Genomic DNA, 24,259 nt, shown 5'->3' with positions numbered 1-24,259 from the left:
TTCATCGCTATCTTTTTAATTTTGATTCTCCTCTTTCTGTTCAAATGGCAAGAAAGGAACTTTTCAGAAACGATTATTTTTTTTCCGATAAAGGAGAAACGGTTTACTTAACAGAGGCGGCGCCCGGCAAGCACGGCGTTTGTCCGAAGGACCGTCCGATTCGGGAATATATTGAAAAGGGCGTTGTTGTCATCAACAAGCCGTCCGGGCCGACCAGCCACGAGGTGGCGGCGTTTGTCCGCGACATTTTGGAAGCGGACGTTGCGGGACATTCCGGATCGCTGGATCCGGTCGTCACGGGAACGCAGCCGGTCATGATCGGAAAAGCGACGCGCGCGGTTGCAGCGCTTCGTTTGTCCGGAAAAGAATACATTTGCCTTATGAAACTTCACCGTGCGGTTCCGAAGAAAAGAATCGAAGCGGTGCTGGCTGATTTTGTCGGCGGGGTTTATCAAATGCCGCCCGTCCGCTCGGCCGTTAAGCGTGCCGTCCGGGTCCGCCAAATCTATTACATTGAGCCGCTTGAAATCTCGGACACGCTTGTTTTGATGAAAGTCGGCTGCGAGGCCGGCACTTATATCCGGAAATTATGCCATGACGCCGGCATGGCGCTGGGCGTCGGCGCGCACATGCAGGAACTGATTCGTTCTAAGGCCGGGCCGTTTACGGATGACGAATGGGTGTCGCTTTGGGAACTGAAGGACGCTTATACGGATTGGAAAGAATCCGGCGACGAGTCGGAACTCCGGCGGATCATTTTGCCGATGGAGACGGCTTTTTCGCATCTGCCGAAAATCGTCGTTCGCGATACGGCGGTCGACGCGCTTTGCTCGGGCGCCTTTTTGGCGCGCGCCGGTATTGTCAGCTATGAGACAAGCCTTCAAAAAGGAGAAATGGCTGCCATTTTTTCTCAAAAGGGAGAAATCATTTCCTTGTCGGTCGCGCTGATGTCTCATGATGATATTCAGAAGGCGGCGAATGGTTTTGTCGCCAGGCCGAAAGCGGTTCTTATGGAGAAGGGCACGTATCCGTCTTACTGGAAACACAAGGATTCGGCAACTCAATCTTGATTTGCTGAATTTTTGCGGATGATTTTGATTCAGCCGGGTCTTGAAAAAAGGCTTGGTTAATCCAATAAACCGCTCTTTTGAGAATAAAGAATATATACAATAAATCTATTTTATAACTCCTGCTTCATGCCGAGGTAGTCTAGTGGTAGGGCGCAAGCCTGGAAAGCTTGTGGGGCGTAGCCCCTCGGGAGTTCAAGTCTCCCTCTCGGCGCTTTTATTTTTTTGTTTTTCTCTTTCGTTTTGTTTTTTCTTTATTTCTTCGTTTTGTTTGTTTTCTTTGGTTTTTTGTTTGTTTTTTGGCGAGCGGCATGCGCGCGCGTTATGGCGACACGTTTTCATTTGGATTTCAAACTCAGGGTCTCATTTTTAATTTTGAATTGAGCAAGCCGGTCCGATTAAACAGACGCGTTGCGTCTGTTTAATCGGATCCTGCAGAACGGGAAGGTGCAATTGGACACGGCAAACCGGACAAAAAATCAACTGTATTGCTGGAAACAGCAGGTGCAATCTGCAATCTAAAAACAGTCAACTGCAGGTGCAATCTGAAATTTGAAAATAGTAAACTGTAGGTGCAATCTGAAATTTAAAAATAGTGAACTGAGGTGCAATCTGCAATCTAAAAATAGTGAACTGAGGTGCAATCTGAAATTTAAAAATAGTGAACTGTAGGTGCAATCTGAAATTTAAAAATAGTGAACTGAGGTGCAATCTGCAATCTAAAAATGATGAACTGCATCTCTTATTTGTGATTTGTGTATTCTGAGAATCTGTAAAAAAGACGGCCTGTTTTTTTGATTTTAATTTGATTTTTTGATTTTAATTTGATTTTTTGATTTTCATTTGATTTTTCTGTTTTTGGTTCCTATTTTTCCCGGTTTATTTATTAAATTTCATAACTCATTCTCTCTCTATTCATTTTCGATTTTATTTATTTTTATTATTTCTCTTGTAATTGTTTTTTCGTTTTTGCCCTGACTCCTCGAAATTTAATTTTTATTTTCCGAAAAATCAGTTTTTTTCATTTTTCTCTTCATTTCCGTTAAACTTCCAAAAAAATTTACTTTATAATTCTCCAAGTCATTTCCAAACTTATGATAATCCTATCTTCTAAAAAATATTTTGCCAATGTCAAGATTATTCTATTACTTTTGTTAAATTATTTGATATATAATAATGCCTATCTCTTCTTATTTTTGATGAGGTTTTAATTATTCATTAATTATTATATTTTTTCAAAAATGTCTAAAAAACTGATTTTTTTGACACGTTTCGCACGATTATATTTTTTAAATCCATGTCATTGGTTAACACGTGCCATGTCACTGCATGCCGAAAATGTCATGAGAAAGTATATATGCATGATTTATCATTTAGGAATTATGAATGATATAGATCTGTCCCGTCTTCAAAACTCTGTCATTCATTATATGATTCATAAGGGTTCGTTAGATCGCATCGACGATGCTGACGCTCTTACAATCTGTATGATGAAGGACATGTCCAGAAGTTATGCGGCATAAGTGTCAATTTCCAAAACCCCCGTGTTTGTCCCGAAGCTGATGTCTGTAAAGGTTTCAGCTTGTGTAGTGTGTTCCGTTGATTTTTTCAAGGCCCAACAAAGCTTTTGAGAAAATCCCTCTAAAAACGTTTCAAAACGAAAATTCAAAATTGTGGTTTATTATTTCATTTTTTTAACCGTTCCGGTTCTTCGTTTCTTATATTTTCATTTCTCATATCTTCGTTTCTTATTTTGTAAATCTTTGTTATTTCTTTGAGCTGTGTCTTTCTTCTTTGTTTCATTGTTCTGCTTTTGATCTTGTTTTTGCTTTTGATTTTGCTTTTGGTCTTGCTTTTGATCTTGATCTTTATGTCCTTGTTTTAATTTTTATATCTCTTTTATTTCTTATCTCCCGGTTTTTAGTTTACTGTTCTCTTTTTGTGAATTTTCTCCTGTTTTTGCTCTTTTTTGGGTCTTTTTAAGATCATGTTCTTTTTTATTTCTATTCTTTTCTTTTTATTAAAAAAAGTTTTAGAATTATATTTATATAAAATAAAATATATTATTTGTGCATACAGTTTAAAATGATATTATTGGGGGTGGATTGATGAAACAATTATTTTCCGGTTTTCACGAACGTGTTATTTTGTTTTTGTCCCAAAAGCACCGTCAAAAAATGACCGGATGGGCCAAAGCCGGCAGCTGTGCTTTTGAATCCGTTTTTTATCTTTTCATCGTACCCGTTATTTTGCTGATGATTGGAAATATTATTTTTCCGGGAACGTCCGTTTCTCTTTCGGACGGCTCGTTCCGGTTTATGATGATTTTTTCAATTTTGGCTGCTCTTTACGGCCTTCTTTTGATGGCTTTGTGTATGCGCGAGCTTTGGATTTACGGGTCCGGGTCCGCTGCCGTTAACGCTCCGCCCCAAAAACTGGTGACGACCGGTCCGTACAGCCTGTCCCGAAATCCGCTGGTGATCGGAAATTTGATTTATTATGCCGGCATCGCCTTTCTGATTTCCGGGTCCCTTGAAATCTTTTTGCTGACGGTTGTTATCACATCGGTTCCGGCTTATTTCTATCATAAATACTTTGAAGAACCTGAGCTTGAAAAAGCGTTCGGGGACGAATATGCCGACTACAAGAGCCGTGTTCCCGGTTTGATTCCGATCGGCGAAAAAAAGCCGATTCAAAACTTGAAACAATATTTTTTCAGAAAGTAATGATCCGGATTTTGACATTCGAAAGAAAAATGCCGCACAACGCGCGCACCGGCGCCGGCTGTCAAAAACCGGCACATTTTCTTCTTCTTTTCTTCTCCTTTTTTTCTTATATTATAGTGTCTCTTTTTTCAGACCTGAAAAGGTTATATAAGATGAATACCTTGGGTTTCGAGCATTTATTGAAGCCTTTTATTTTTTAACGGGCTGCTCAACCTGTTTGTCGTTATTTGCAGGTGTGGGCTACAAGATGCGTTTTTCCATGGAGGAAAACATATGGCTAAGAAATCAGAAGAGAATCTTGAAAAAAAGACAAGTAACCGTCCGCCGGTCGTAGAAGAAGCGCCGGAAGACGAGATTAGGCATCTTGTTCGTGTGATGAATACCGACTTGAAAGGCGCGCAGCAAGTCCAATACGCTTTAACGGGTATTGACGGCATCGGCCTTCGCATCTCCAAAATTATCGCTAAAGACGCAGGAATCGACCCCACCGCCATCATCGGCTACCTTTCCGACGAGGACGTCGCCAAAATCGACGTTGCGCTTCAGGGCATCGAAAAATCCGCGCCGACCTGGATGTTAAACCGCCAAAGAGATTTAACAACCGGCGAAAACAAACACCTTCTCGGTATTGATATCGATTTGACCTTCAAAGAAGATATCAACACATTGAAGAAAGTGCGCGCTTACAGAGGTCTCCGGCACGAAAGAGGACTCAAAGTCAGAGGTCAGAGAACAAAATCCACAGGCAGACGCGGTTCGATTGTCGGTGTTAGAAAGAAGAAGTGAGCGTGAGTTAAATGGTATATCCAGGTAAGAAACACAAGACTTATGAAACTCCGAACCACCCCTGGCAGGAAGCCAGAATGGCCGGAGAAGTTGAACTGATTAAAGCATACGGCCTTCGTAACAAAAGAGAAGTCTGGAAAGCGGAAAGTTTGCTCAGAAAATACAGATCCGACGCGATGGGCCTGTTGGCACTTTTGGCTGCTTCCGAAGGCGAATTAAAAGGTCCGGCCAAAACAGAAGCCGACCAAATCCTCGGCAGACTCATTCGGTACGGTATTTTAAAACCCGACTCCGAAATCGATGATATTTTGGGTCTCAAACCGGAAAACATTCTTGAACGCCGCCTCCAAACGCAAGTTTTGAGACTCGGTCTTGCGAGAACCGTTCTCCAGTCCCGCCAATTCATCACCCACGGTCACATTGCCATCAACGGCAGAAGAGCAACCATTCCGAGTATGCTCATCTCCAAAGAAGATGAAATGAACATCACCTACTACGGCGAATCCCCGCTGACGACAGAAACCCACCCCGAAAGACCGGTCCAAATCGCTTCGTCCATCGTTGACGGCGTTACCCTCAGAACGGCTGCCGAAAACAGCCGCAAAGCACGGGCGCAAAACGACGGAAAGAAAGGCGGCGACCGTAAAAGAGGCGGTCCGGGCGGACGTCCGCCACGCGGTCCCCCCCGCGGTAACGCTCCGGCCGGTGCAACCGGTGGTGCCGGCGCTGCGCGCGGTCCGGCAAAAGGCGGCGCAAGCGGCAACAGGAGGAACTAATTATGTCTGAAATGAAATGGGCAGTCGCTCACATCAAATCCTCGTTCAACAACACCATCATCACCGTCACTGATTTGACCGGTGCCGAAACCATCGCGAAATCCTCCGGTGGTATGGTTGTGAAAGCAGCCAGAGACGAAAGTTCTCCGTACACGGCCATGCAGATGGCCAACCAGCTGGCTGAACAATTAAAAGACAAAGGAATCACCGGCATTCACATTAAAGTGAGAGCGCCGGGCGGCAACAAACAAAGAAATCCGGGACCGGGCGCCCAAGCCACCATCCGTGCGTTCGCACGTGCAGGCATCCGCATCGGCCGGATTGAAGACGTGACCCCGATTCCCCACGACGGTACCAGACCCAAAGGCGGCAAACACCGCATTTAAGAGGCCGGTTTAAATCTGAAACAAAAAATTTGAAACGAATCCAACAAACGGTTTCATGTTTTCTAAAATGAAATCAATGTTTCATTCGTTTTCAAATCTTCTTTTTCATTTTTTATTGCATCGGTGTTGTATTCCAAATCCGAAATCGCTTTTTTCATTCATTAAAAATCAAGGTGAGTTAAATGGACATTGATATTCTCGAGTTGTCTAAAGATTCCGCCAAATTTGTCCTGTCGGGAACCAACGCGGCTTTTGCCAACGGGATCCGGCGCGCGATGATTGCGGACGTCCCGACGCTGGCAATCGAATATTTAATTTTAAACGACAACACTTCCGTCCTTTATGACGAGCAGCTCGGTCTTCGCTTAGCGCTTGTGCCGCTTTCGACCGACTCTGATTCCGAATACGTTCCGCAGTCGGAATGTACATGCGGCGGCGAGGGCTGCCAGTATTGCGAAGTGACGCTTCGTTTGGACGTCGAAGGTCCGAAAACGGTTTATTCCGGCGATTTCATCTCGGCCGATCCGAAAGTTCGTCCGGCGGACGAAAAAGTTCCGATCGTCGACTTAAAAGAAGGACAGCGCATTATGCTTGAAGCCGTTGCGCACGTCGGATACGGACGCGACCACGTTCGCTGGCAGGCAGGAATCGCTTGCGGTTACAAAAACAATCCGATTATCACGGGTGAAGCCTGCAAAGCTTGCGGCAATCAAAACTTTGAGACGAACGGCATCGTTTATTTGGTCGACGGCGAAGCACGTGTTTCCGACGAAGATCTTTTGACCTGCAAAGAATGCGGTTTCCAAAAGCGCGTCAGCGACTTAGACGACCCTTCCGCGTTGAAAATTACATTCGATGAAACATCGTTCGTTTTCACAATGGAGTCCGACGGTTCTTATTCAGCGTCCGAGCTCATTCTCAAATCCGCCGACGTCATCAAAGGCCGTGCGGAAGAGTTCTTGGGCATCTTGCAGGATTTGTAAGTTTTCAATCGAATTTAAATGACAACGGCAATTGAATTTCAATCTTTCAAAATTTAATAAATTTGAAATTTTTGATTCTTTTGTCTTTCATTTTTATTCAAAAAGAGATACAAAATCCGCTTTAAACAACATCTTTATATACGATAAACCGTATTCTCAGAGACTGTGCCCGCATTAATGCGCGGTCAAACAACAAATCAAACACTTTTCAAATACGTCTTTCAACACATTTAATATTGAAATGCGGGGGTTGCCCAGCTGGTCAAAGGCGCTAGGTTGAGGGCCTAGTCTCGTAGGAGTTCGTGGGTTCGAATCCCATCCCCCGCACTATTTTTTTATTTTTCTATTATTTTATTCTCTGCTTTTTTTTCTCCTTTTTTGTTTCTTCTTGATCTATTTTCCATTTACATCTTTTCTTTTCTACTCTCTGCTTACGTTTTCGTTTTCAGCTTTTCGATTAAGTTTACCAATCTTGATTTTATTTTTTAGAAAGATATTTATCTATTCCCTTTATTCTTCCTGGATATGGAACCCGACTTAGATGATGTTTGTTTTGTATTGGGCCGCATGTCGATCAAAAATCTGCCGTTTTTTTTGGAATCGCTGGGCTCTTATTGTGAGGATCACACCTTGACGATTCAGGGCTTTGACGAGCGCAAAGTGGCGGATATTGACCATTTGCTTTTTGCCATTCACCGGACGAAAGAATCTTTTTCAAACCACACCAACGCGGCTAAAAACCCGGGCCTTGAAATGATGCGGTTTGCATCCGGGCAGCGCCAAATCGATAAAGCTTATTCGATGGGTCTGGCCACAGGCGACAACAAATGTATTTTCGCGATTTTCGGCGATTTAAGGAACCCTGAGCCGGTCAAATCTCTGTTTGTTGACGAATTCCAGCTCCGCCGGACGACGCCGACAACTTTGCAGGAAAAAAAGCCGTATCTGATGTCTCAATTTGGTATTACGAATGAAGAATTGGGCGTGGGCGGCGACGACAAATTGAAAGACTTGGTGATGGAACGCGTTGCGTTGGTTGACGTGACCAGATAATATTTTTTCCTCCCCCTTTTCCTTTTTTCATCTCTCTTTCTTTTTTCATCTCTTTTTCTTTTTTCATTTTTTTCTTCTTTTATTTCGATCTTATTTTCTTTCTATCAATTAGGTCTTCAGAGTCCGTTTTTATTTTGTATTTTAATTTTTCGATTTTAACATTTTAAAAACATTTATATAATTCCCTCATTTTTGTTTCTTAATGACATAATTTTGATTGTTTGCTCAAGGAGGGATTTTCTTTGATTCAAGATTTAGAACTCATTATTTCCGAAGGGGAAGGCTACACGGTTGAGTTTAAAGAAAAACCGGACAAAAAGTTGGCCGAAGAAATTTGCGCTTTTGCCAACGCTTCCGGCGGACGGATTTATATCGGCGTTTCCGATTCCGGAAATATGACCGGAACGGACGTCAGCAATTCGGCTCGTTCAAAAATTCAGGATTTTATCCGCCAAATTGAACCGCCTTTGCCGGTTAAAACGGAAATCGATTCTGAAAACTGTTTGATCATTCTGACGGTTCCATTTGGCGGCCGTAAACCATATTGTTGCTCAAGTGGTTTTTTTATGCGGTATGGTCCGAATTCGCAGAAATTGAGGCGGGATGAAATCATCGGTCTTTTGAAAAGTGAAGGTGTTGTCAGCTATGATTCATGGATTACTGATTTTTTGGTTCGGAATGATTTCAATGAAAAATTCTATCAAACTTATTTGGAAAAATCCGGCATTAGTCCGTGTTTTTCAAAAGAGGCCGTTTTATTCAATTTGAATTGCGCTGAAAAAAATGACGACGGCGAATTGGTTTATACAAATGCGGGCGCCTTGTTTTTCCGAAACAACGCACACGACTTTATTTTTCGTCATGCTTCCATCGTCTGCACTTTATTTAAAGGGACGGACCGGGCGAACGTTTTAGCGGCCGTTGAATTTTCGGAAAATCTGATTGAAAATATTGAGCAATCGCTTCGTTATTTGAAACAAAATCTAAAAACGCGTTATGTTTTTGAAGGATTGACGCGCAAAAATATTCTTGAGATTCCGGAAATTGCTCTTCGGGAGGCTGTGATCAATGCCGTTTGCCACCGGGATTATTTTAACAAAGGGTCGCGCATTATGATTGAAATCTTTGACGACCGGCTGGAAATTACAAATCCGGGCGGCATTATCAACGGCGTGACGAATGAAAATTTCGGGACCGTCAGCATGTCCAGAAATCCGGTTCTGGCAGATTTACTTTTCCGGGCTGGTTATGTTGAGAAAATGGGGACGGGCGTTTCCAGAATCCAAAAATCGGTTAAAGAAGCAGGTCTTTCGGATCCCATTTTTGAAACAAGCGGTTTCTTTAAGGTGATTTTTCCCCGTCAGGACGACAGTTTGTTTTCTTTTGACGCGGTTCGCGAATCCGGTGAAGTTTACGTCGGCAAACCCTTGCTGATTTTCAAAGACGAGCCGGTAATTGTTTTAAAACCTGTTTTGCCGGATTCTCAATCGGAACAGGCAGATGACCGGGATGAAAATTCAAAATCCGACGACGTTATAAATGTATAACTTATATGAATTGAAAACTTTTAATATAAACAGTTCTTTAAAAACAGATTATTACAATCTTTTCAAATTTTTATTTTGAACTTGTTTATGGATTACAGTTTTTCAATTCATTAATTCATTTCAGTGATCTTTATGCCCCACCCCAAAACCGCAGAACAAATGATGAATTCGGCCGGCCCGATTGAACGCAATGTGATGTTTTCCCTTCTTCAAATTACGGAAGCCGCCGCCGTGGCGTCCGCTTATCAAATCGGCCGCGGCGACCGCAAATACGCCGACCACGTCGCCGTTGAAGCAATGCGGCGCATGCTCAATCAAATCGACATTCAAGGAACCATCAAAATCGGCGAAGGCGAGCGCGACGAAGCCCCGATGCTTTTTATCGGCGAATCGGTCGGCACCGGCAAAGGTCCGGTCGTTGAAATCGCCGTCGATCCGTTGGAAGGCACCAATTTGGCGGCGGACGACGTGAACGGTTCCATTGCGGTCATGTCCATGGCTGAAAAGGACGGCGTTTTCCACGGTCCGGATATTTATTTTGACAAAATTGTCGTCGGCCCGAAGGTGGCGGCGTATGAGAAAAAAACCGGTCAGAAAATCAACATCGACGCTCCGGTTGCACAAACGCTTGAACTGGTCTCCAAAGCGCTGGAAAAGCCCGTTTCCGATATTTGCGTTGTTATTTTGGACCGCGAGCGCCACCAAAAAACCATCTCCGACATTCGCGCCGCCGGCGCACGCGTCCGGCTGGTTCCGGACGGCGACTTGATGCCGGGCGTCATGACGTGTTTTGCCGACTCGGGTGTTGACGTCGTGATGGGCGCCGGCGGTTCCGGCGAAGCGGTTTTAACGGCCAGCGCGCTCAAATGTTTGGGCGGAAAGATTACCGGGCGCTTGGTTCTTCCGAGCGCGGCGAACGGGAAATCGCCGGCGGATGTTGAGGGAGAACTCCAAGAAAAGCTTCCGCGGCTTGAAAAGATGGGCATTCCGAAAAACGACATCGGCAAAATCCGGGAAACAAACGACCTGGTTCCGGGCAAAGACGTGATTTTTGCGGCAACGGCTGTCACCGACGGTCCGTTTATGAAAGGCACCAAATTGCTCAAAGACGGCGACGCTTGCATGACCAGCATTTGTATCGGCGCGTCCGGCGTCGTTCGCGTTGTCGAAAGCGTTTATGTCAAAGACAAAGAGAACAAGCCGTTTTACGTCTGATTCGTTTATGTTTAATGGGATGATGAATACTGATTCATTCAGTCTTCAAATCTCATTTTAATTTTACTTTAATTTTAATTTTAATTTTCAAAAACGCTATGAAGATGAAAATTTATTTTGAAACGTTCGGCTGTTCCGCCAATCAAGCGTCGGCGGAGACCATGCTCGGTATTATCCGTTCCATGGGTTTTGAGACGTCAAGTGAAGCGGACGCTGACGTTTACGTTTGCAACACCTGCACGGTGAAGTACACGACAGAACAGAAAATTCTGCACAAGATCCGCAGTTTCGGGGACAGCGGCCGTTACGTGGTGGTGGCCGGCTGTATGCCGGAAGTGCAGCTGGATTTGATTTTAAACGCCAATCCGGAAGCTTATGTTTTGGGCATCAATTCCGTTTTGGATCTCAAAAACGTTCTGGGCGGGATTGCTTCCAATCTTGAAAATTCAAAATTAAATTTAAATTCTGATTTCAATTCTAATTCCAATTCTAATTTCAATTCCGGCTCCCAACCCTCTTCCGGTTCCGGGGAAAACGGCACGGTGCGTGTCCGCGCCGCGCCCGTTCGCATTTTTTCAAAATCGCCGGACGGTTTTTTGAATTTGCCGAAAGTACGTTACAATTCCAACATTCATATTTGCCAGATTTCCACTGGCTGCAACTTCGGCTGCTCTTACTGTATTGTCAAGTTGGCGCGCGGAAATCTGATTTCGTTCCCGCCGGAAGAAATCATTGCCGACATTACGGCAGCGGTTGCCGACGGCTGCTCCGAAATTTGGCTGACGTCTCAGGACGACAGCCAATACGGCATGGATTTCAAATCGGATTCGCCTTACCACGGTCTTCGCCTGCCGGAACTTCTTTCCATGATCGTTCAAATTCCGGGCAACTTTAAAATCCGGGTTGGCATGATGAATCCATTTTCGGTTTTGCCGATTCTTCCGAGATTGGTTGACGTGTTTTCGGATTCGAAAATCTTTAAGTTTCTGCATTTGCCGATCCAATCAGCATCGGAAAATGTTTTGAAAACCATGAACCGCCGCCATAAAATGGATGACGTCGATTTGATTATTCAAACGTTTCAGGAACGGTTCCCGGATTTGACGCTGTTCACGGACATTATCGTCGGCTTTTGCGGCGAAACCGACGACGATTTTCAACAAACGGTTGATTGGATCAAAAAATACAGGCCGGCCAAGGTCAACATTTCCAAATATTCGCCGCGTCCGGGGACAAAGGCGTTCAGCCTTCGGAATCTGGACTCCAGAATCCTGACGGAGCGGTCTAAGATTTTGTCTGAAATCACCGATGAAATCAAATTGGAAGACAAAAACAAGCGCGTCGGAAAAGTCGAAAACATTTTCGTGTCCAAATACGGCAAGGAAAGCGGCGTGATGGCAAGAACGGACGATTATAAACCGGTGATTGTCAACAATACGGATTTAAAGCCGGGAGACACGGCAAAGGTTCGGATTATTGACGCGACGCCCGGTTATTTTATTGGGGAATTGGTCGAGTAAAAATAAGTTCTTTTTATCAATCATTTTTATTTTTTCAGGGTACATCATCTGTTTTCTAACAATACAGTCTTTTCTTGTTCCAATTTGCACCTGCAGTTTCCAACAATACAGTTGCTGCTTTGCTCAGTTTTGCATCTGCTGTTTCCAATTGCATCTTCCCTTTCTGCGGTATCCGCTTAAACAGACGCAAAGCGTCTGTTTAAGCGGGATGGTTTGCTCAACTCGACATTAGAAATGGGAAATTGATTTGCTCAGCTCAAAAATAGAAATGAAGGAACTGATTTATTCAGCTCAAAATAAAAAATGAGACTCTCACTTTTGAAATCCAAAAAAAATGTGTCGCTATAACGCGCGCGCCGCCCCGCCCGCCAAAAAGAAAAAAGTAATTTATTCTAAAATCGTCACAATGCGCCCGTCAACTTTCAATTTGCCTTCCACAAACAGTTTCACTGCTTCCGGATACGCTTTGTTTTCCTCTACCAAAATTCTTGCCGCTAACGTTTCTTCCGTGTCGCCGTCCAAAACCGGAACGACTTTTTGAAGAATCACGGGGCCGCCGTCCAAGGCCGGTTCCACGAAGTGGACCGTGCAGCCGGAAAATTTAACGCCGTACTCGACGGCTTGCTGCTGCGCGTGAAGGCCGCGAAAAGACGGCAGAAGCGACGGGTGAATGTTGATCATCCGGTTTTCGTAGGCGGCAATCAAACTGTCGCTGATAATTCGAAGGTAGCCGGCTAAAAGAACAAGGTCGGTTTTGTTTTCCTGCAAAATGCTGAGCAGGTGGTCGTCGTAAGCCTGACGGGACGAAAACGACTTCGGGTCGGCAAAAATGCCGGGAATCTTGTGATTTTCGGCGCGGGTCAAGGCGTAGGCGTCCTTCTTGTCGCTGATCACGGCGGTGATTTTTGCACCGGCAATGCCGCCGCTTTCAATCGCGTCAATAATCGACTGCAAGTTCGTGCCGCGCCCGGAAACCAAAACCGAAATATTCGTCATAATTCTGTCAATTACTTTCGATTCCTATATATGCTTTTGTTTTTTGCCATACAAAGAACTAAAATGAATGAACGCCTTTTTGACTTCATTTGGTGGAATCAACATGTCAACGTCAAATCCTGTCAGTCCGGTCAACCCCTACGATCAATTCGTTCAGTCGTCTCAAAAAATCACGGAAAAGCCTGCTCCTATCACGAAAGTGAATAAAATTTATTATTTTTCGGGCACCGGCAACTCCTTACTTGTCGCCCGAAAACTCGCGTCCCGGCTGTCAAAACCGTGGGCGGACAAAGATCCGAAATCCGGCGCCGACATGGTCGTTCTTGAAACGCAGCTGGTTCCGATCGTTTCCGCGCTTCACGTGCCGCCGTCCGATGAGAAAATCTCTTGTCTCGGTCTCGTTTTACCGGTTTACATGTCCAACCCGCCGCATATCGTTCTCGATTTTATCGCCAAAATGCCGAAAGCCGATTACGTTTTCGTCGTCCTGACCTGCGGTATGATGGTCGGCGACGCACTTTATAAAGTTCAGTCCGCGATTGACAAAACCAAAAACCGCATGAACGCCGGTTATGTGATTCCGCTCATTTCCAATTTTATCGTGCTGCCGAAAACCAAATCCGACAAAAAAGTGGACGCGTCGTTTTCAAAAATCGACGACAAAATCAATTTCATCTGCAAAAACGTCGAAACCGGTTTTTTCCACATGGACAAACAAACCACGCCATTCCTCACAAAACCCATCAATTGGGCGGCTTTTGACACGATGTATGAGAAAGTACCCGAACTCGACAAAAAGTTCACTGTGAACGACAGCTGCACGTCTTGCGGCACCTGTGTGAACGTCTGTCCGGTTGACAACATCGACTTAAAAGACGGCAAACCGGAATGGAACCACCGCTGCGAAATGTGCTTCGCCTGCATCAACTGGTGCCCCGAATCCGCCATCAATTGGACCAAATTCACGGAAAAGAAAAAGCGGTACCAATGCCGTGGTATGACGCCGACCGATTTGATTCTGAAATAATATTGAAATCATTTGAACTCACTTGAAATCATATTGAAATCGTATTGAGCTCACTTGAAATCATATTGAAACAACCTCCAAAATGAAATACAAAAACGATAGGAATAAACAATGAATTCAAATCCCAAACCTGTTTTTTCAAATCCCGCTTTTCGAATCCTTAAAAAAGACGGCGAGCCTTGCCGCCGCTTGTTTGACGAGCTTTCCCTTCTCAATTATGCCTGCCGGCCGTTTGCCGACGACACTTACTTGTATTTGCCGCTCACGAATCGTCCGGACGGCGATCAACTGACCGCCATTCTTTCCCGCCTGTCGCATCTGGAAAGCTTTGCATTGATCTCCTCTTTTTCTTTAGGCGGCGATTCCGCCGGCGAAAAACTTCTGCTTGAAAAATTCATTCTCGACGCCGATTTCGCCGTTCAGGAAAAGCAGCTCACCGTCACTGATATTTTGGGTTATGCCGTCGCTTACGAAATGGTCGGCGACATTGCGGTCATCGATGACAAAAGCGTTTCCGAAAAAACGCCGGACGTTGTTTCGGAAATTGCCGCCGCCATTTTGGCGGCGCACCCCGGCATTCAAACGGTTCTCCTGTCCCGCGGACCTGTCTCCGGAGAATTCCGGATTCGTGATTTGGAATTTATTGCCGGCGACAATAAGACGGCGACCGTTCATAAAGAATATGGCTGCGCTTACAAAATAGATTTGGGACGCGCCTATTTTACGCCCCGCCTGTCGACCGAACGCGCCCGAATTCTGTCTCAAATCCAAGAAGGCGATTTTGTGATTGACATGTTTGCCGGCGTCGGTCCGTACAGCGTTTTGATTGCCAAAAACGCCAAACCGAGTATGGTCGTCGCCAACGACAAAAATGAAGCGGCCGTTTCCCTTTTGATTGAAAACATCGCGCTCAACAAAGTGAAAAACGTCGTTGCGTTGAATTTAGACGCCATTGATTTGGGCCGGGAATACGCCGGAAAAGGCGGCCACGTGATTATGAATTTGCCGCACAACGCCTGCGACTTTTTGGACACGGCGGTCGAATTGACAAAACCGGACGGCGTCATTCATTATTATGCGATGACGAACGACGACGATCTTTTTGACGGCGAAATTGAAAAGATTCGAACGGCCGCTGAAAAACAAGGTCGGACAATCGAAGTCGTTGAAAAAAGAAACGTGCGCTCGTATGCGCCGCACCAATACAACATCTGTCTGGATGTTCGGATTCGCTGATTTTTTGATTCTGATTTCTCTCTTTTTATAATTTTTCCGGAATTAAAAAAGTATTTATTCTGTTAATCTGAATATTTGTTCAAAGTTTTTTAATTTTTTGATTTTTGATTCATTCATTTGGAGAAATACATATGACTGAAGTGTCCCCTGCCAATTATAAAGCCGGAAAAGTTATTCTCCAAACTGTTGTTCTGGGCTTGTGCGTTCTTTTTCTTCCGTTCTCCATTTTTCTTTTGATTAAAGGAGATCCGCAAGATGCTTTTCGAATTGTTCCGCTTCGGCTCAGCTCAACTGTTATTCTATTGATAACTGTTTTTACTTTGATGTTTTACCTTCTTTTTCCGGTTCAAAATGTTTCTCAAAAAAGAAACCGTTCGGTTCTATTGTCTGTATTGTCTCTGATTTATTTCATTTTCATGGTCGCCGGAAACTTTATTCTATCCGCAAACGCTGAACCGCTCACGAATTTGTATTTTGTTGTTTTAGCGGTCTTAGCCGGCATTATTTTTGTTTTGGCGGCCTGGTTGGGAAACAGGAAACTCTATGAACGGGGCAATATCGAAAGTGATGAAGGGAAAAAAGCAGATGAGAAAAAATCAGACCGTATTATGAAAAACTTCTTGGTTTTGATGTCTTTAATCTTTATTATCATCATGACGTATGCGGCTTTTCATATGCCTTACAATGATTTAAATGAGGCAATTCTTGAGTTCGGAGTCATCTATTCATTTATCGCCGGTTTTACTTTTGTGAATTTCTTTTTGTCTTATCAACCGCCGGCTGAACCGAATAAAAAGGGCATTTTCATTCTTTTCATCGTCGTCATGATGATTCCGCTGTTGTATTTCTTTTTCAAAATCTCCAATTATTTCACGGATCATTTCGGATATCCGCTGGATCCGACGGCGGCTTACATGAAATTTTGGGCATTGCTTCTATACGGCATTGTTTTCAGCATCGTCGTCGTCGGCTTCAAAAAACTGTTGGATAACATCGATTTTAACAACAAAAAAGGAAAAATTTGGGATTGGATTCGGGGCTGAATGGCATGAAAAAAGAATATTGGACATTGATCCGGGTTTTGTCAGCGCTTTCTATATTCATCTTCGCTTATTTTTTCAGTTTTGTTTTTTTGAGAGACGGTGTTCCGTTGAATGTTTCGGCCAGTAAATCTATGATCTTTTCATCGTTCTGCGGACTTTTGATCCCGGTATGCCTTTTATCAAAAAGAAAAGAGTTTTGGAAAAACGAACCTTTTCTCAAAAGGTTTATCGTCTCCCTTTTTGGTATTTTAATTACGTATGCCCTTTATTTTTTTGGCGACAACCTTCTTTTAATGATTTTGCCGGACATTTCCGAATCGGATTATGTTTTGCTGAACATTTTGAGCATTGTAGCCGGAATCGGGGTTGGTGTGGTGGTGTACCTGCTCAATCCTTATTTTGAAAATCATTTTCGAATTTTATTGATTTAATTCAAAAATTAAGTTTCTTTCTTAACTCTGAATAAATCTTTCTCTTCTCATTATTTTACAATCAATATAAGTTCTTCACAACCTTTGTTTTTTTGAAATATCTATCTCGCCATTTTCTTTTTCATATTTTTCTATTTTTAAACCCAGTTCTGTCCATAATATTTTAGCAGCTTCCGGCGTCAGTATGGCCAATCCGTCGCTGTGATAGATCCACTCGTCTCCAACCTGATACTTTTCATTAAATAATTCTATTCTGAAATCCAAATCGGTCTGAATGACGGAAACATTTGTCGCATAGGTTTTTGCAAACAATGGTGTTCGAATAATTGAATATTTTTCATTGGGGGTGCTTAAGTTTTTCTTCTCCGGTTTTTCGATATTTTTTTTGATTGTACTTGCTTTTTTTTCCATATCTTGTCGCCTCTTTAAGCAGAAATCAGCTGGTTGTTGGGGTTCTTTGCCGGCTTTTCTGAATCATAGTATTTTGGGCTGTTGCCTTCCGCCGGCGAATTCATAAAACATTCATTTTCTTCGGCGTCATTTATTCCGCCAACAACATTTTTTATTTTATCGATTTCTTTTTCATCATCGTTTTCATATTCTGAAATGAACAAGACATTTTCAAATATGCTGCCAATCAGTTTTTTAACAATATTGTTGCTTGAAAGCTGGTAATAATTGGAGTTTCCCTTTTTTTCTTTTATTTCAACGATTCCGTTAAAAATGAGTTCCGGCAGTTTTTGATTCACAGATGTCCTGGATATGCCCAAACAGCTGCTGATTTCGGTTTGATTGTAATTAGACATCGCATTCTGAGACAAAAAATCAATAATTTTTATTTCTGTCGTTTTTCCCAAAAAGTCTTCAAGCGCCATTTTATTTTTCTCCATGAAACTGATTGTTCAATTTATTGAACAATTCTCTCTTTATTATTTATACTTTTTGAAGGTATTGTTTACCTATTTGAACAGTAAATAAATATCCCTACTTGTTTATAATTTTTTAATATATTATTCATTTATTTAAAAAGTAGGTACAGTTATATACTTTCAGAACTTGCGAAATATTATGACCGTTGATTGGGACGTTGATTTCACAGAATACGAATTGCGTGTTTTATACAAAATTTGTCAATGCGGAATCGTTTGTAACCGCCATATGCAAGAAGAAAGTTTATGCAGAAGCGTCAAAAAACATGAAGTTGGTTTCGTCAAAGACGCTCTTAAAATGTTGATCAAAAAAGAAGCGATTCATCGTTATAAATCTCAAAACAGATACGATTATTGTATCAAGCGTGAAAATTTTAAACACGCATTGAGTCTTTTGAACAGGTATTCTTCCACATATGGTTGGATCGTTGAAATTTGAAAACTTACAATAAAAAATTCCTCCGCTTCGCTCCGGAATTTTTTATTTTATCGTTTATCCAAAAACTCACTTCGTTCGCAGCGGTAAGCCGCAAAACCGATGTTTTTCAATACCAACCTCTTTTCTTGAAATACAAAATCATCGTCACAAAGATCAAAAGCATCAACCCGAGACAAGCATAATAGCCGTATTTCCAATACAACTCCGGCATGTATTCGAAATTCATGCCGTAGACGCCGACGATGAACGTCAGCGGAATGAAAATGGTGGAAATAACCGTCAGCACTTTCATGGTCTCGTTGAGCCGTTTTGAAATGCCGGAATTGTAGATATCAAAAATGCCGGTCACGGTTTCGCGGCCGGTTTCGATGGATTCCACAATTCTTGTGACATGGTCTTGAACGTCGCGGAAATAAACGCGCGTCGGTTTTTTAATCAGTTTGGATTCGGATTTTTCCAAACTGTCGGTCACGTTAATCAGCGGCCAAACGGCTTTGTTGAACAAGAAAAGTTCCGTCCGCATCCGGTTGATTTCACCGGCGGATTCTTTTTCCGGATGGCTGACCATCCGTTTTTCGACTTCGTCAAACCATTCCTCAAACTGTTCCATGACAAGGAAATAATTGTCGACGACGACGTCAATGAGCGCGTAAGTGAGATAATCGGCGCCGTACTTCCGAATCCGGCCGTCCTTTTTGAGGCGTTTGATCACCGGGTCGAAGATATTGTATGATTTTTCAGCGAAACTGATGACGGTTTTGTCTTTGGTGATAATACTGATTTGATCGTTGATAACTTCTTTATCGTCGTCGTCAAACATCACATGTTTTAAAATCGTGTAAATGTATGTTTCAAATTCTTCGGTTTTCGGGCGCTGCCCCATGCTGAGAATATCTTCCAGCGTCAGCGGCTCAATGCCGTATTTTTCGCCCAGCGCGCGGACGACGTCGATGTCCCACAGCCCCGTCACATGAATCCAAGTCGTCGGTGCAGCGGATGCGGCGGGCGCCGTGGCGGCGGCAGCCGAAGCCGGATCGTCCGTGATTAAATTTTTCAAATCGTTGATGGACTCGATCTTCTTCTCTTCATATCCGGATTCGTTGTATGTGATGGCATAGACCGTCACTTTTTTTTCACTTTCCGGAATTTCCGTCTCTTCCTCTTCGGTGATATAAATCAAAGAACCCGGCGGGAGACCGACTTTTTGGGATTGCTTGGCGGACATAAACATCATGGGATGTTGTTTTTTCTTCTATTTATATTCTTTTTATAAATCTATTCTTTATTTTAATAAGATCTCAATTTTTTGATATTATGTGCGCTTCAATATATTAGAAGATTTTATATAATGATAATGATATATCTATGGGTAAGTGCATAATAAAAAGTTGTGCACGGTTCAATTTGTTATATTCGTTTGTATTCAAAAAATAAGCGAGGCAGTCATTATGGATGAACAGCAAAAGAAATACTTGACCTACGGCGTCGTCGCGATTGTGATCATCGCAATCATTGCGTTGGCCGCTTACTATTACTACTATCTGTGATTCCGGTTGTCAAACTGTGTTTCAGCATTAAAAATCAAAATTCAAAAGCAAATCCGGCAAACCAATTGCCGCTTTTCTTTTTGTTTTCTTTTTTTGAATTTTAGGTTTTTGCGCTTTTTTCATCCTATTTATTATAACCGCTTTATTGTTCACTTGTGACAAATCATGATGTTTACATTTTCTCCATTTTGTTCTTTTTTTAGAGTTTTTTTCAAATATTTCGTTCTCTGCATCTCGGTCTCATAAAGTTTATATATTCTCTTCAATCATTTTATTTTATGCACAATAAAATATTATGTGCATATTTAATCGTTATTTTTCCAAAGAATCTTTGAATCAAATTCAAAGCGGGGTTGGATTTTATGGGGCAAAAATTAAACAAATTATCACTGATTCTTTTGATTATCGTGCTTATTGTTTCGGTCAGTGCCGGCGGTTGCGTTGGCCCGTCCGGCAATAACACAAATACGACGAACGGCACGCCATCGGGCACGCCGGAATCGCCGAACACACCGGACGCTGCAGATCCGTCACCTTCCGGCACGGGCGAAGGCTTGGCCGGCGACAACACCATTTACGCCAATCAAGGTACCGGCGGCGGCAGTTCTTCAAAACAGGTGCCGGATGGGCCTGTGGCTGAAATTTATTCCATTGAAGATTTGTATGATATTCGAAACGATTTGTCCGGCAATTACAAGCTGATGAACGATTTGGATTTCTCCGATGATAACGACTATGATTTCAATCATACGGGCGCTTGGAGTTATGTTTACTCAGTTAATTATGCTGATGATGAAGACTATCCAACCGTTGATGATTTCATCGAAGCCGTCCTCGCTGATTCGGAGTTGCAGGATCAAAATCAAGGCGGTTACACGGGATTTTTCAACTATTATTGGACACCAATTGGGTATATTGACATTGAATCTTCCGCAGATACCATTGAGGAGCGTTCGCAATCTTATCTTGAGGACGAAGGTTTTTCCGAAATGGGGCCGGTTGAGCAAACCGAATATGTTTTGAACCGCATGAATACGGCAGATTTGGCCGCGTTGTCCAACACGGCCTTTAAAACATCGTTCACCGGGTCTTTTGATGGGAACGGAAAAACAATATCTCAATTCAAGGATTCGGACAGTTCTCCCTACAGACCCGAGTCAGTAAACGATCAATTTTCTTCTCTTTTCGGCGGTCTTTTCGGCGTTGTCGGTCAAACCGGTTCGGTTTCAAACTTGAACACGGTTAACTCCGGCGCCATCAACGAGTTTAGCGGAAGTATTGCGGTCGTCAATTGTGGTACGCTCTCTTCCTTGTCGGTCGTTCATTCTACGGGATGTTCGACAGACGTTCGCGGAACAACGTTGGCCGGCGGGATATCCGGTATTAATTCAGGCGTCATTCAAGACAGTTACGTTGACAGTATGTATATTGCAGGTACTTTTGGCGGCGGCGGCATTGCCGGATTTAACGTTGGCGCAGGTGGTCAATGGATAACGGAGGGCATTGAAGATAATATGGTTCGCAAACTGACGAACGATGGAATGTCTTCGGAAGAAGTTGAAGAAATCGAAGGCCTCGTTTCAATCTTTTCCGGTCTTGTTTCCGGGTCGGCGTCAAATTTGGATGGCGCCGGCACGATTCGACGTTGTTCCGTTTCCAATACTTCTGTCAGTGACGGGGATATGCTCGGCGGTATTGTCGGTGCATCTGACGGCGGAAAAATCGAGAATTGTTATTATAAACAAATTACGTGGCCCTATATTCATGGTTCAAGTGATATCGGCGGTATCGCCGGTTGGATTTGCAATACGACTGTTTCAAACTGTTATTTCACAGGAAATCTCAGCGGCAGTGAAGACCATGTCGGCGGCATCGTCGGCCACGTCGAAGGCAGCGAATCCATTGTGAAGAACAACATGGTTGCCGATTCATGCATTGAGTTACAAGGTGACAGCGTTCATGTTGGCCGGATTGCCGGGTTCATTGAAGACGACGTCACTTACGATGATGAACAAAACTATGCCTACAAAGGCATATCCATCAGTTGTTCATTGGATGATTCCGGAACTTATAACGGCGCTGACCGGAAGTTGGGTGATTTATATCAAAAATCAACCTACACGAAGGCTGTTCAAAATAAATGGACGTCTTGGGATTTCACTTCAATTTGGAAGATGGACGAAGGTCCGTACGGACTTCCGATTTTCAAGGGACAAGACTCTTCTCTGGCTGAGTTTTGGACAATTGATCCCGGAACAGAATTAACCGTAAATGATGGATCTGTATTAATTAAATCTTCGTTCATTTCCCTTATGAGAGATGGAAGTGTATTCATTGAGATCAACGAATATTCCAGACAGTACGGACGTTGGATATATGATCGAAGCACTCCGGATCAAGGCGACATCATTGTGTACTGGTACTTGGATGGTCTTGAATACGAATTCAAAGCATATTTGGACAACCAAGGAACCCTGATCTTTGAAGATTTGAGTTTCACCTATGGTGAGGACGATAAAATCGATATGATCGGAATCGAATTGAGAGAAGTTCCGCCAAATGATCAACGTGGCAGGATATATTGGCATTCGATTGTTGCATTTGACGCAACGGTTGACGAAGATCCAATTTCAATCGACGACATTGAAGACGCGTCTCTTGATCTTGATGACAATGGTGACTATTCTTTTAATATCTGGATCACTGATCTCGGATCACTTGAAAAAGAAGGAGAATGGGAAATCAATACAACGCGTCTGCTGGGAGACTATACCTTCACGTTTGACGACGAGAGATACAATGCAAGAATTGTTTTCTCCGGATATTCGGGCTATTATCTGATGGTTGATACAACCGGTTTCAGCTTTGAAGAAGGACTGTACACCATAGAATTGAACGAACTTGTCATTCGAGATCAGCAAAAAACATGAGAATGATGTCATGTCCTCAATCGGACGAGTATGTCATTTTCATGTGGTTAAAACCAAAACCTAAAATCGTCAAAACCTGAATTTAAAATTTTGAATTGAACTTCGGTTCAATTCAATTTTCCTTTTTTTAAAAACTATAATAATTGTTCTGGTTCTATTTATTACAACCGTCTTATCATCGATTTTTGACGAATTATGATCGATAACTCTCTGAGAAATCTCTCTTTTTTGATTCATTCTATAAAAATTTTCATTCGCTGTCTGTTGATTTAATAAAAATTTATATATTATTCTTTTAGATTTTTATTACATGCATAATGGTCAAATTATGCATGATTATTTCGGTTTAGGGTTTTAGAAAATTCAGTGGAGTTTAGATTATGGACAGAAAAACACAACAATATGTGGTGGCCGGGGTCATTGCACTCCTTGTCATCATACTCGCGCTGTTTTTACTCTTTGGGGGTAACAACAATGCGCCGGTCAACGATACGCCAACCGACACGCCGGCCGACACGGCCGGAGAAAGTCTTCAAGAGACGACGCCTGTGAGCAGTCCGACAAACAATCCGCCGGTCAATACAACGCCGCCGACCATCGTTGCCAATCAATCAATCGGTGGCAGCACACCATCAGCGAAGGAAATTTCCATCGTCGGATACTGGGATATTGAAACAGTTAACGGAGAAGTTCCGGGCATTGTAACATTTGATCAAACAGATCTTTCCGTTTATGAAATCTTTGTTTATGAAGATGGAACATTTAATTTGTATACTTATTTTTATATTGGGGGACAATCTGGTGGTCTTACGATTGCTGAAGGTGACGGAACATGGGCGTATAATAAAAAGACGTCAACGGTCGGAGATTACATTTTCAAATATGACGGTGAAGAATGCAATGTTATTTTGGAAAGCGACGGAAAACTGAATTTTACAGATTCGTTTAACATTACATCCGGCTGCTTTACGGCGACATTGAGCGATCTTGTTTGGGTAGAAGCTATTCCACAGTATTGGATTGTGGAAGATCTTTCAGCAACGGTTTCCTACGACTTTGGAACACCGGTGATATTACCAATAGATGAGTCTAGCCTGGGGCCGGATACCTTTATTCAAATTTCAAATGATGGGACGTCCGACGGAGATTTCAAAGGAGAACTTAATGTAACCAGCCTTAGTAAATTGGTATTCAATCATGGAACTTGGACGTTTAACACATCCACTCGAGACGCAGGAGATCTCACTTTCACGATAAGTGATGGTAATGGCGCGACTTTAAATGCGAAGTGTGACAACACCGGTAATCTGGTATTTTCGACGCCGATTCAATTTGAAGTTGATGGTTATACTGTTACCGTCAATACTCTTGTTTTAAGTCCTGCCCTTCTTGAATAAACCATCTATCATTGAATTGAACCTCAAAAGTTCAATTCAATTTTCTTTTTTTAAATTATTTTCTTTTTAAATTTTCTCCAAACAATTTAAAATTATTCGACATCGATTGTCTGATTTTTTTAAATAAAATCTCTTTCGGCTTTTCGTGATTTTTTTTATTTTGAAATTATTATATATTATTTTCTCCATTTTTTTATTGGTGCATAAATGTGTGTGTTTTTTGTG

General features: G+C 42.8%; 21 protein-coding genes, 2 tRNA genes and 1 pseudogene. 19 read left to right on the top strand and 5 right to left on the bottom strand.

Annotated elements, in window-relative coordinates; genetic code table 11:
* Window positions 1–44: 44 nt before the first annotated feature.
* The 13 genes and pseudogenes from MsAg5_RS04030 to MsAg5_RS03970 all read left to right on the top strand — a co-directional run bounded on the left by MsAg5_RS04030 (window position 45) and on the right by MsAg5_RS03970 (window position 12,059).
* On the top strand, window positions 45–1,070 hold the full coding sequence (locus MsAg5_RS04030) for an RNA-guided pseudouridylation complex pseudouridine synthase subunit Cbf5 (RefSeq protein ID WP_338099338.1): 1,026 nt from the start codon (window positions 45–47) through the stop codon (window positions 1,068–1,070).
* Between the two features lie 128 nt (window positions 1,071–1,198).
* Window positions 1,199–1,281: transfer RNA gene (locus tag MsAg5_RS04025), tRNA-Ser, on the top strand.
* Between the two features lie 1,168 nt (window positions 1,282–2,449).
* Window positions 2,450–2,590: a hypothetical protein gene (locus tag MsAg5_RS04020; RefSeq protein WP_338099337.1), complete on the top strand. Its 141-nt coding sequence runs from the start codon at window positions 2,450–2,452 to the stop codon at window positions 2,588–2,590.
* Between the two features lie 585 nt (window positions 2,591–3,175).
* Window positions 3,176–3,793 carry a methyltransferase family protein gene (locus tag MsAg5_RS04015; protein ID WP_338099336.1) on the top strand — a complete coding sequence of 206 codons (618 nt, stop codon included), beginning with the start codon at window positions 3,176–3,178 and terminating at the stop codon, window positions 3,791–3,793.
* 273 nt (window positions 3,794–4,066) lie between these two features.
* The gene (locus MsAg5_RS04010) at window positions 4,067–4,579 is read left to right on the top strand and encodes a 30S ribosomal protein S13 (protein ID WP_338099335.1); all 513 of its coding nucleotides are present in this window, start codon (window positions 4,067–4,069) and stop codon (window positions 4,577–4,579) included.
* An 11-nt stretch (window positions 4,580–4,590) separates the two neighbouring features.
* Window positions 4,591–5,140: pseudogene (locus MsAg5_RS04005) on the top strand (30S ribosomal protein S4); the annotation flags it as partial.
* Between the two features lie 217 nt (window positions 5,141–5,357).
* Window positions 5,358–5,741, top strand: coding sequence for a 30S ribosomal protein S11 (locus MsAg5_RS04000; protein ID WP_338099333.1), 384 nt, complete (start codon window positions 5,358–5,360; stop codon window positions 5,739–5,741).
* A 182-nt stretch (window positions 5,742–5,923) separates the two neighbouring features.
* The gene (locus MsAg5_RS03995; protein WP_338099331.1) at window positions 5,924–6,724 is read left to right on the top strand and encodes a DNA-directed RNA polymerase subunit D; all 801 of its coding nucleotides are present in this window, start codon (window positions 5,924–5,926) and stop codon (window positions 6,722–6,724) included.
* Window positions 6,725–6,967: 243 nt separating this feature from the next.
* Window positions 6,968–7,051, top strand: a tRNA-Leu gene (locus MsAg5_RS03990).
* Window positions 7,052–7,249: 198 nt separating this feature from the next.
* Window positions 7,250–7,777, top strand: a complete 528-nt coding sequence (cgi121, locus tag MsAg5_RS03985; RefSeq protein WP_338099330.1) for a KEOPS complex subunit Cgi121 — start codon at window positions 7,250–7,252, stop codon at window positions 7,775–7,777.
* A gap of 242 nt (window positions 7,778–8,019) precedes the next feature.
* The gene (locus MsAg5_RS03980; protein ID WP_338099329.1) at window positions 8,020–9,324 is read left to right on the top strand and encodes an ATP-binding protein; all 1,305 of its coding nucleotides are present in this window, start codon (window positions 8,020–8,022) and stop codon (window positions 9,322–9,324) included.
* Between the two features lie 132 nt (window positions 9,325–9,456).
* Window positions 9,457–10,539: a class II fructose-bisphosphatase gene (glpX, locus tag MsAg5_RS03975; protein WP_338099328.1), complete on the top strand. Its 1,083-nt coding sequence runs from the start codon at window positions 9,457–9,459 to the stop codon at window positions 10,537–10,539.
* 104 nt (window positions 10,540–10,643) lie between these two features.
* Window positions 10,644–12,059: a tRNA (N(6)-L-threonylcarbamoyladenosine(37)-C(2))-methylthiotransferase gene (locus tag MsAg5_RS03970; protein ID WP_338099327.1), complete on the top strand. Its 1,416-nt coding sequence runs from the start codon at window positions 10,644–10,646 to the stop codon at window positions 12,057–12,059.
* Between the two features lie 387 nt (window positions 12,060–12,446).
* Here the strand turns inward: MsAg5_RS03970 and purN are convergent, their stop codons facing one another.
* Window positions 12,447–13,058 carry a phosphoribosylglycinamide formyltransferase gene (gene purN / locus MsAg5_RS03965; protein WP_338099416.1) on the bottom strand — a complete coding sequence of 204 codons (612 nt, stop codon included), beginning with the start codon at window positions 13,056–13,058 and terminating at the stop codon, window positions 12,447–12,449.
* A gap of 100 nt (window positions 13,059–13,158) precedes the next feature.
* Between purN and MsAg5_RS03960 the strand changes: the two genes are divergently transcribed.
* The 3 genes from MsAg5_RS03960 to MsAg5_RS03950 all read left to right on the top strand — a co-directional run bounded on the left by MsAg5_RS03960 (window position 13,159) and on the right by MsAg5_RS03950 (window position 16,361).
* Complete coding sequence (locus MsAg5_RS03960) at window positions 13,159–14,082, top strand: EFR1 family ferrodoxin (RefSeq protein ID WP_338099326.1); 924 nt, start codon at window positions 13,159–13,161, stop codon at window positions 14,080–14,082.
* A 111-nt stretch (window positions 14,083–14,193) separates the two neighbouring features.
* A complete protein-coding gene (locus tag MsAg5_RS03955; RefSeq protein WP_338099325.1) occupies window positions 14,194–15,318 on the top strand; it encodes a class I SAM-dependent methyltransferase in 1,125 nt (374 codons plus the stop codon).
* A gap of 131 nt (window positions 15,319–15,449) precedes the next feature.
* Window positions 15,450–16,361 carry a hypothetical protein gene (locus tag MsAg5_RS03950; protein ID WP_338099324.1) on the top strand — a complete coding sequence of 304 codons (912 nt, stop codon included), beginning with the start codon at window positions 15,450–15,452 and terminating at the stop codon, window positions 16,359–16,361.
* A 506-nt stretch (window positions 16,362–16,867) separates the two neighbouring features.
* On the opposite strand, the gene MsAg5_RS03945 is transcribed toward MsAg5_RS03950, so the two are convergent.
* Complete coding sequence (locus MsAg5_RS03945) at window positions 16,868–17,203, bottom strand: DUF3467 domain-containing protein (RefSeq protein ID WP_338099323.1); 336 nt, start codon at window positions 17,201–17,203, stop codon at window positions 16,868–16,870.
* A gap of 14 nt (window positions 17,204–17,217) precedes the next feature.
* On the bottom strand, window positions 17,218–17,682 hold the full coding sequence (locus MsAg5_RS03940; RefSeq protein ID WP_338099322.1) for a winged helix-turn-helix domain-containing protein: 465 nt from the start codon (window positions 17,680–17,682) through the stop codon (window positions 17,218–17,220).
* Between the two features lie 268 nt (window positions 17,683–17,950).
* Here MsAg5_RS03940 and MsAg5_RS03935 point away from each other — a divergent pair, with 268 nt between their 5' ends.
* Entirely contained in the window at window positions 17,951–18,160 is a 210-nt protein-coding gene (locus tag MsAg5_RS03935) for a hypothetical protein (RefSeq protein ID WP_338099321.1), read from the top strand.
* Window positions 18,161–18,266: 106 nt separating this feature from the next.
* On the opposite strand, the gene corA is transcribed toward MsAg5_RS03935, so the two are convergent.
* Both corA and MsAg5_RS03925 read right to left on the bottom strand, forming a co-directional pair.
* Window positions 18,267–19,394, bottom strand: coding sequence for a magnesium/cobalt transporter CorA (gene corA / locus MsAg5_RS03930; RefSeq protein WP_338099320.1), 1,128 nt, complete (start codon window positions 19,392–19,394; stop codon window positions 18,267–18,269).
* Window positions 19,395–19,734: 340 nt separating this feature from the next.
* Window positions 19,735–19,869 (bottom strand): hypothetical protein, encoded by a 135-nt coding sequence (locus MsAg5_RS03925; protein WP_338099319.1) that lies wholly within the window; start codon window positions 19,867–19,869, stop codon window positions 19,735–19,737.
* 200 nt (window positions 19,870–20,069) lie between these two features.
* On the opposite strand from MsAg5_RS03925, the gene MsAg5_RS03920 reads away from it, so the two are divergent.
* Both MsAg5_RS03920 and MsAg5_RS03915 read left to right on the top strand, forming a co-directional pair.
* Window positions 20,070–22,637, top strand: coding sequence for a hypothetical protein (locus tag MsAg5_RS03920; RefSeq protein WP_338099318.1), 2,568 nt, complete (start codon window positions 20,070–20,072; stop codon window positions 22,635–22,637).
* Window positions 22,638–23,017: 380 nt separating this feature from the next.
* Window positions 23,018–24,034 (top strand): hypothetical protein, encoded by a 1,017-nt coding sequence (locus MsAg5_RS03915; protein ID WP_338099317.1) that lies wholly within the window; start codon window positions 23,018–23,020, stop codon window positions 24,032–24,034.
* Window positions 24,035–24,259 lie beyond the last annotated feature (225 nt).

Origin of the sequence: Methanolapillus africanus (assembly GCF_032714475.1) — an archaeon.
GTDB lineage: Archaea > Halobacteriota > Methanosarcinia > Methanosarcinales > Methanosarcinaceae > Methanolapillus > Methanolapillus africanus.
Note: the sequence above shows the minus strand (reverse complement) of the source record. Positions and strands in the feature narration are given on the sequence as shown.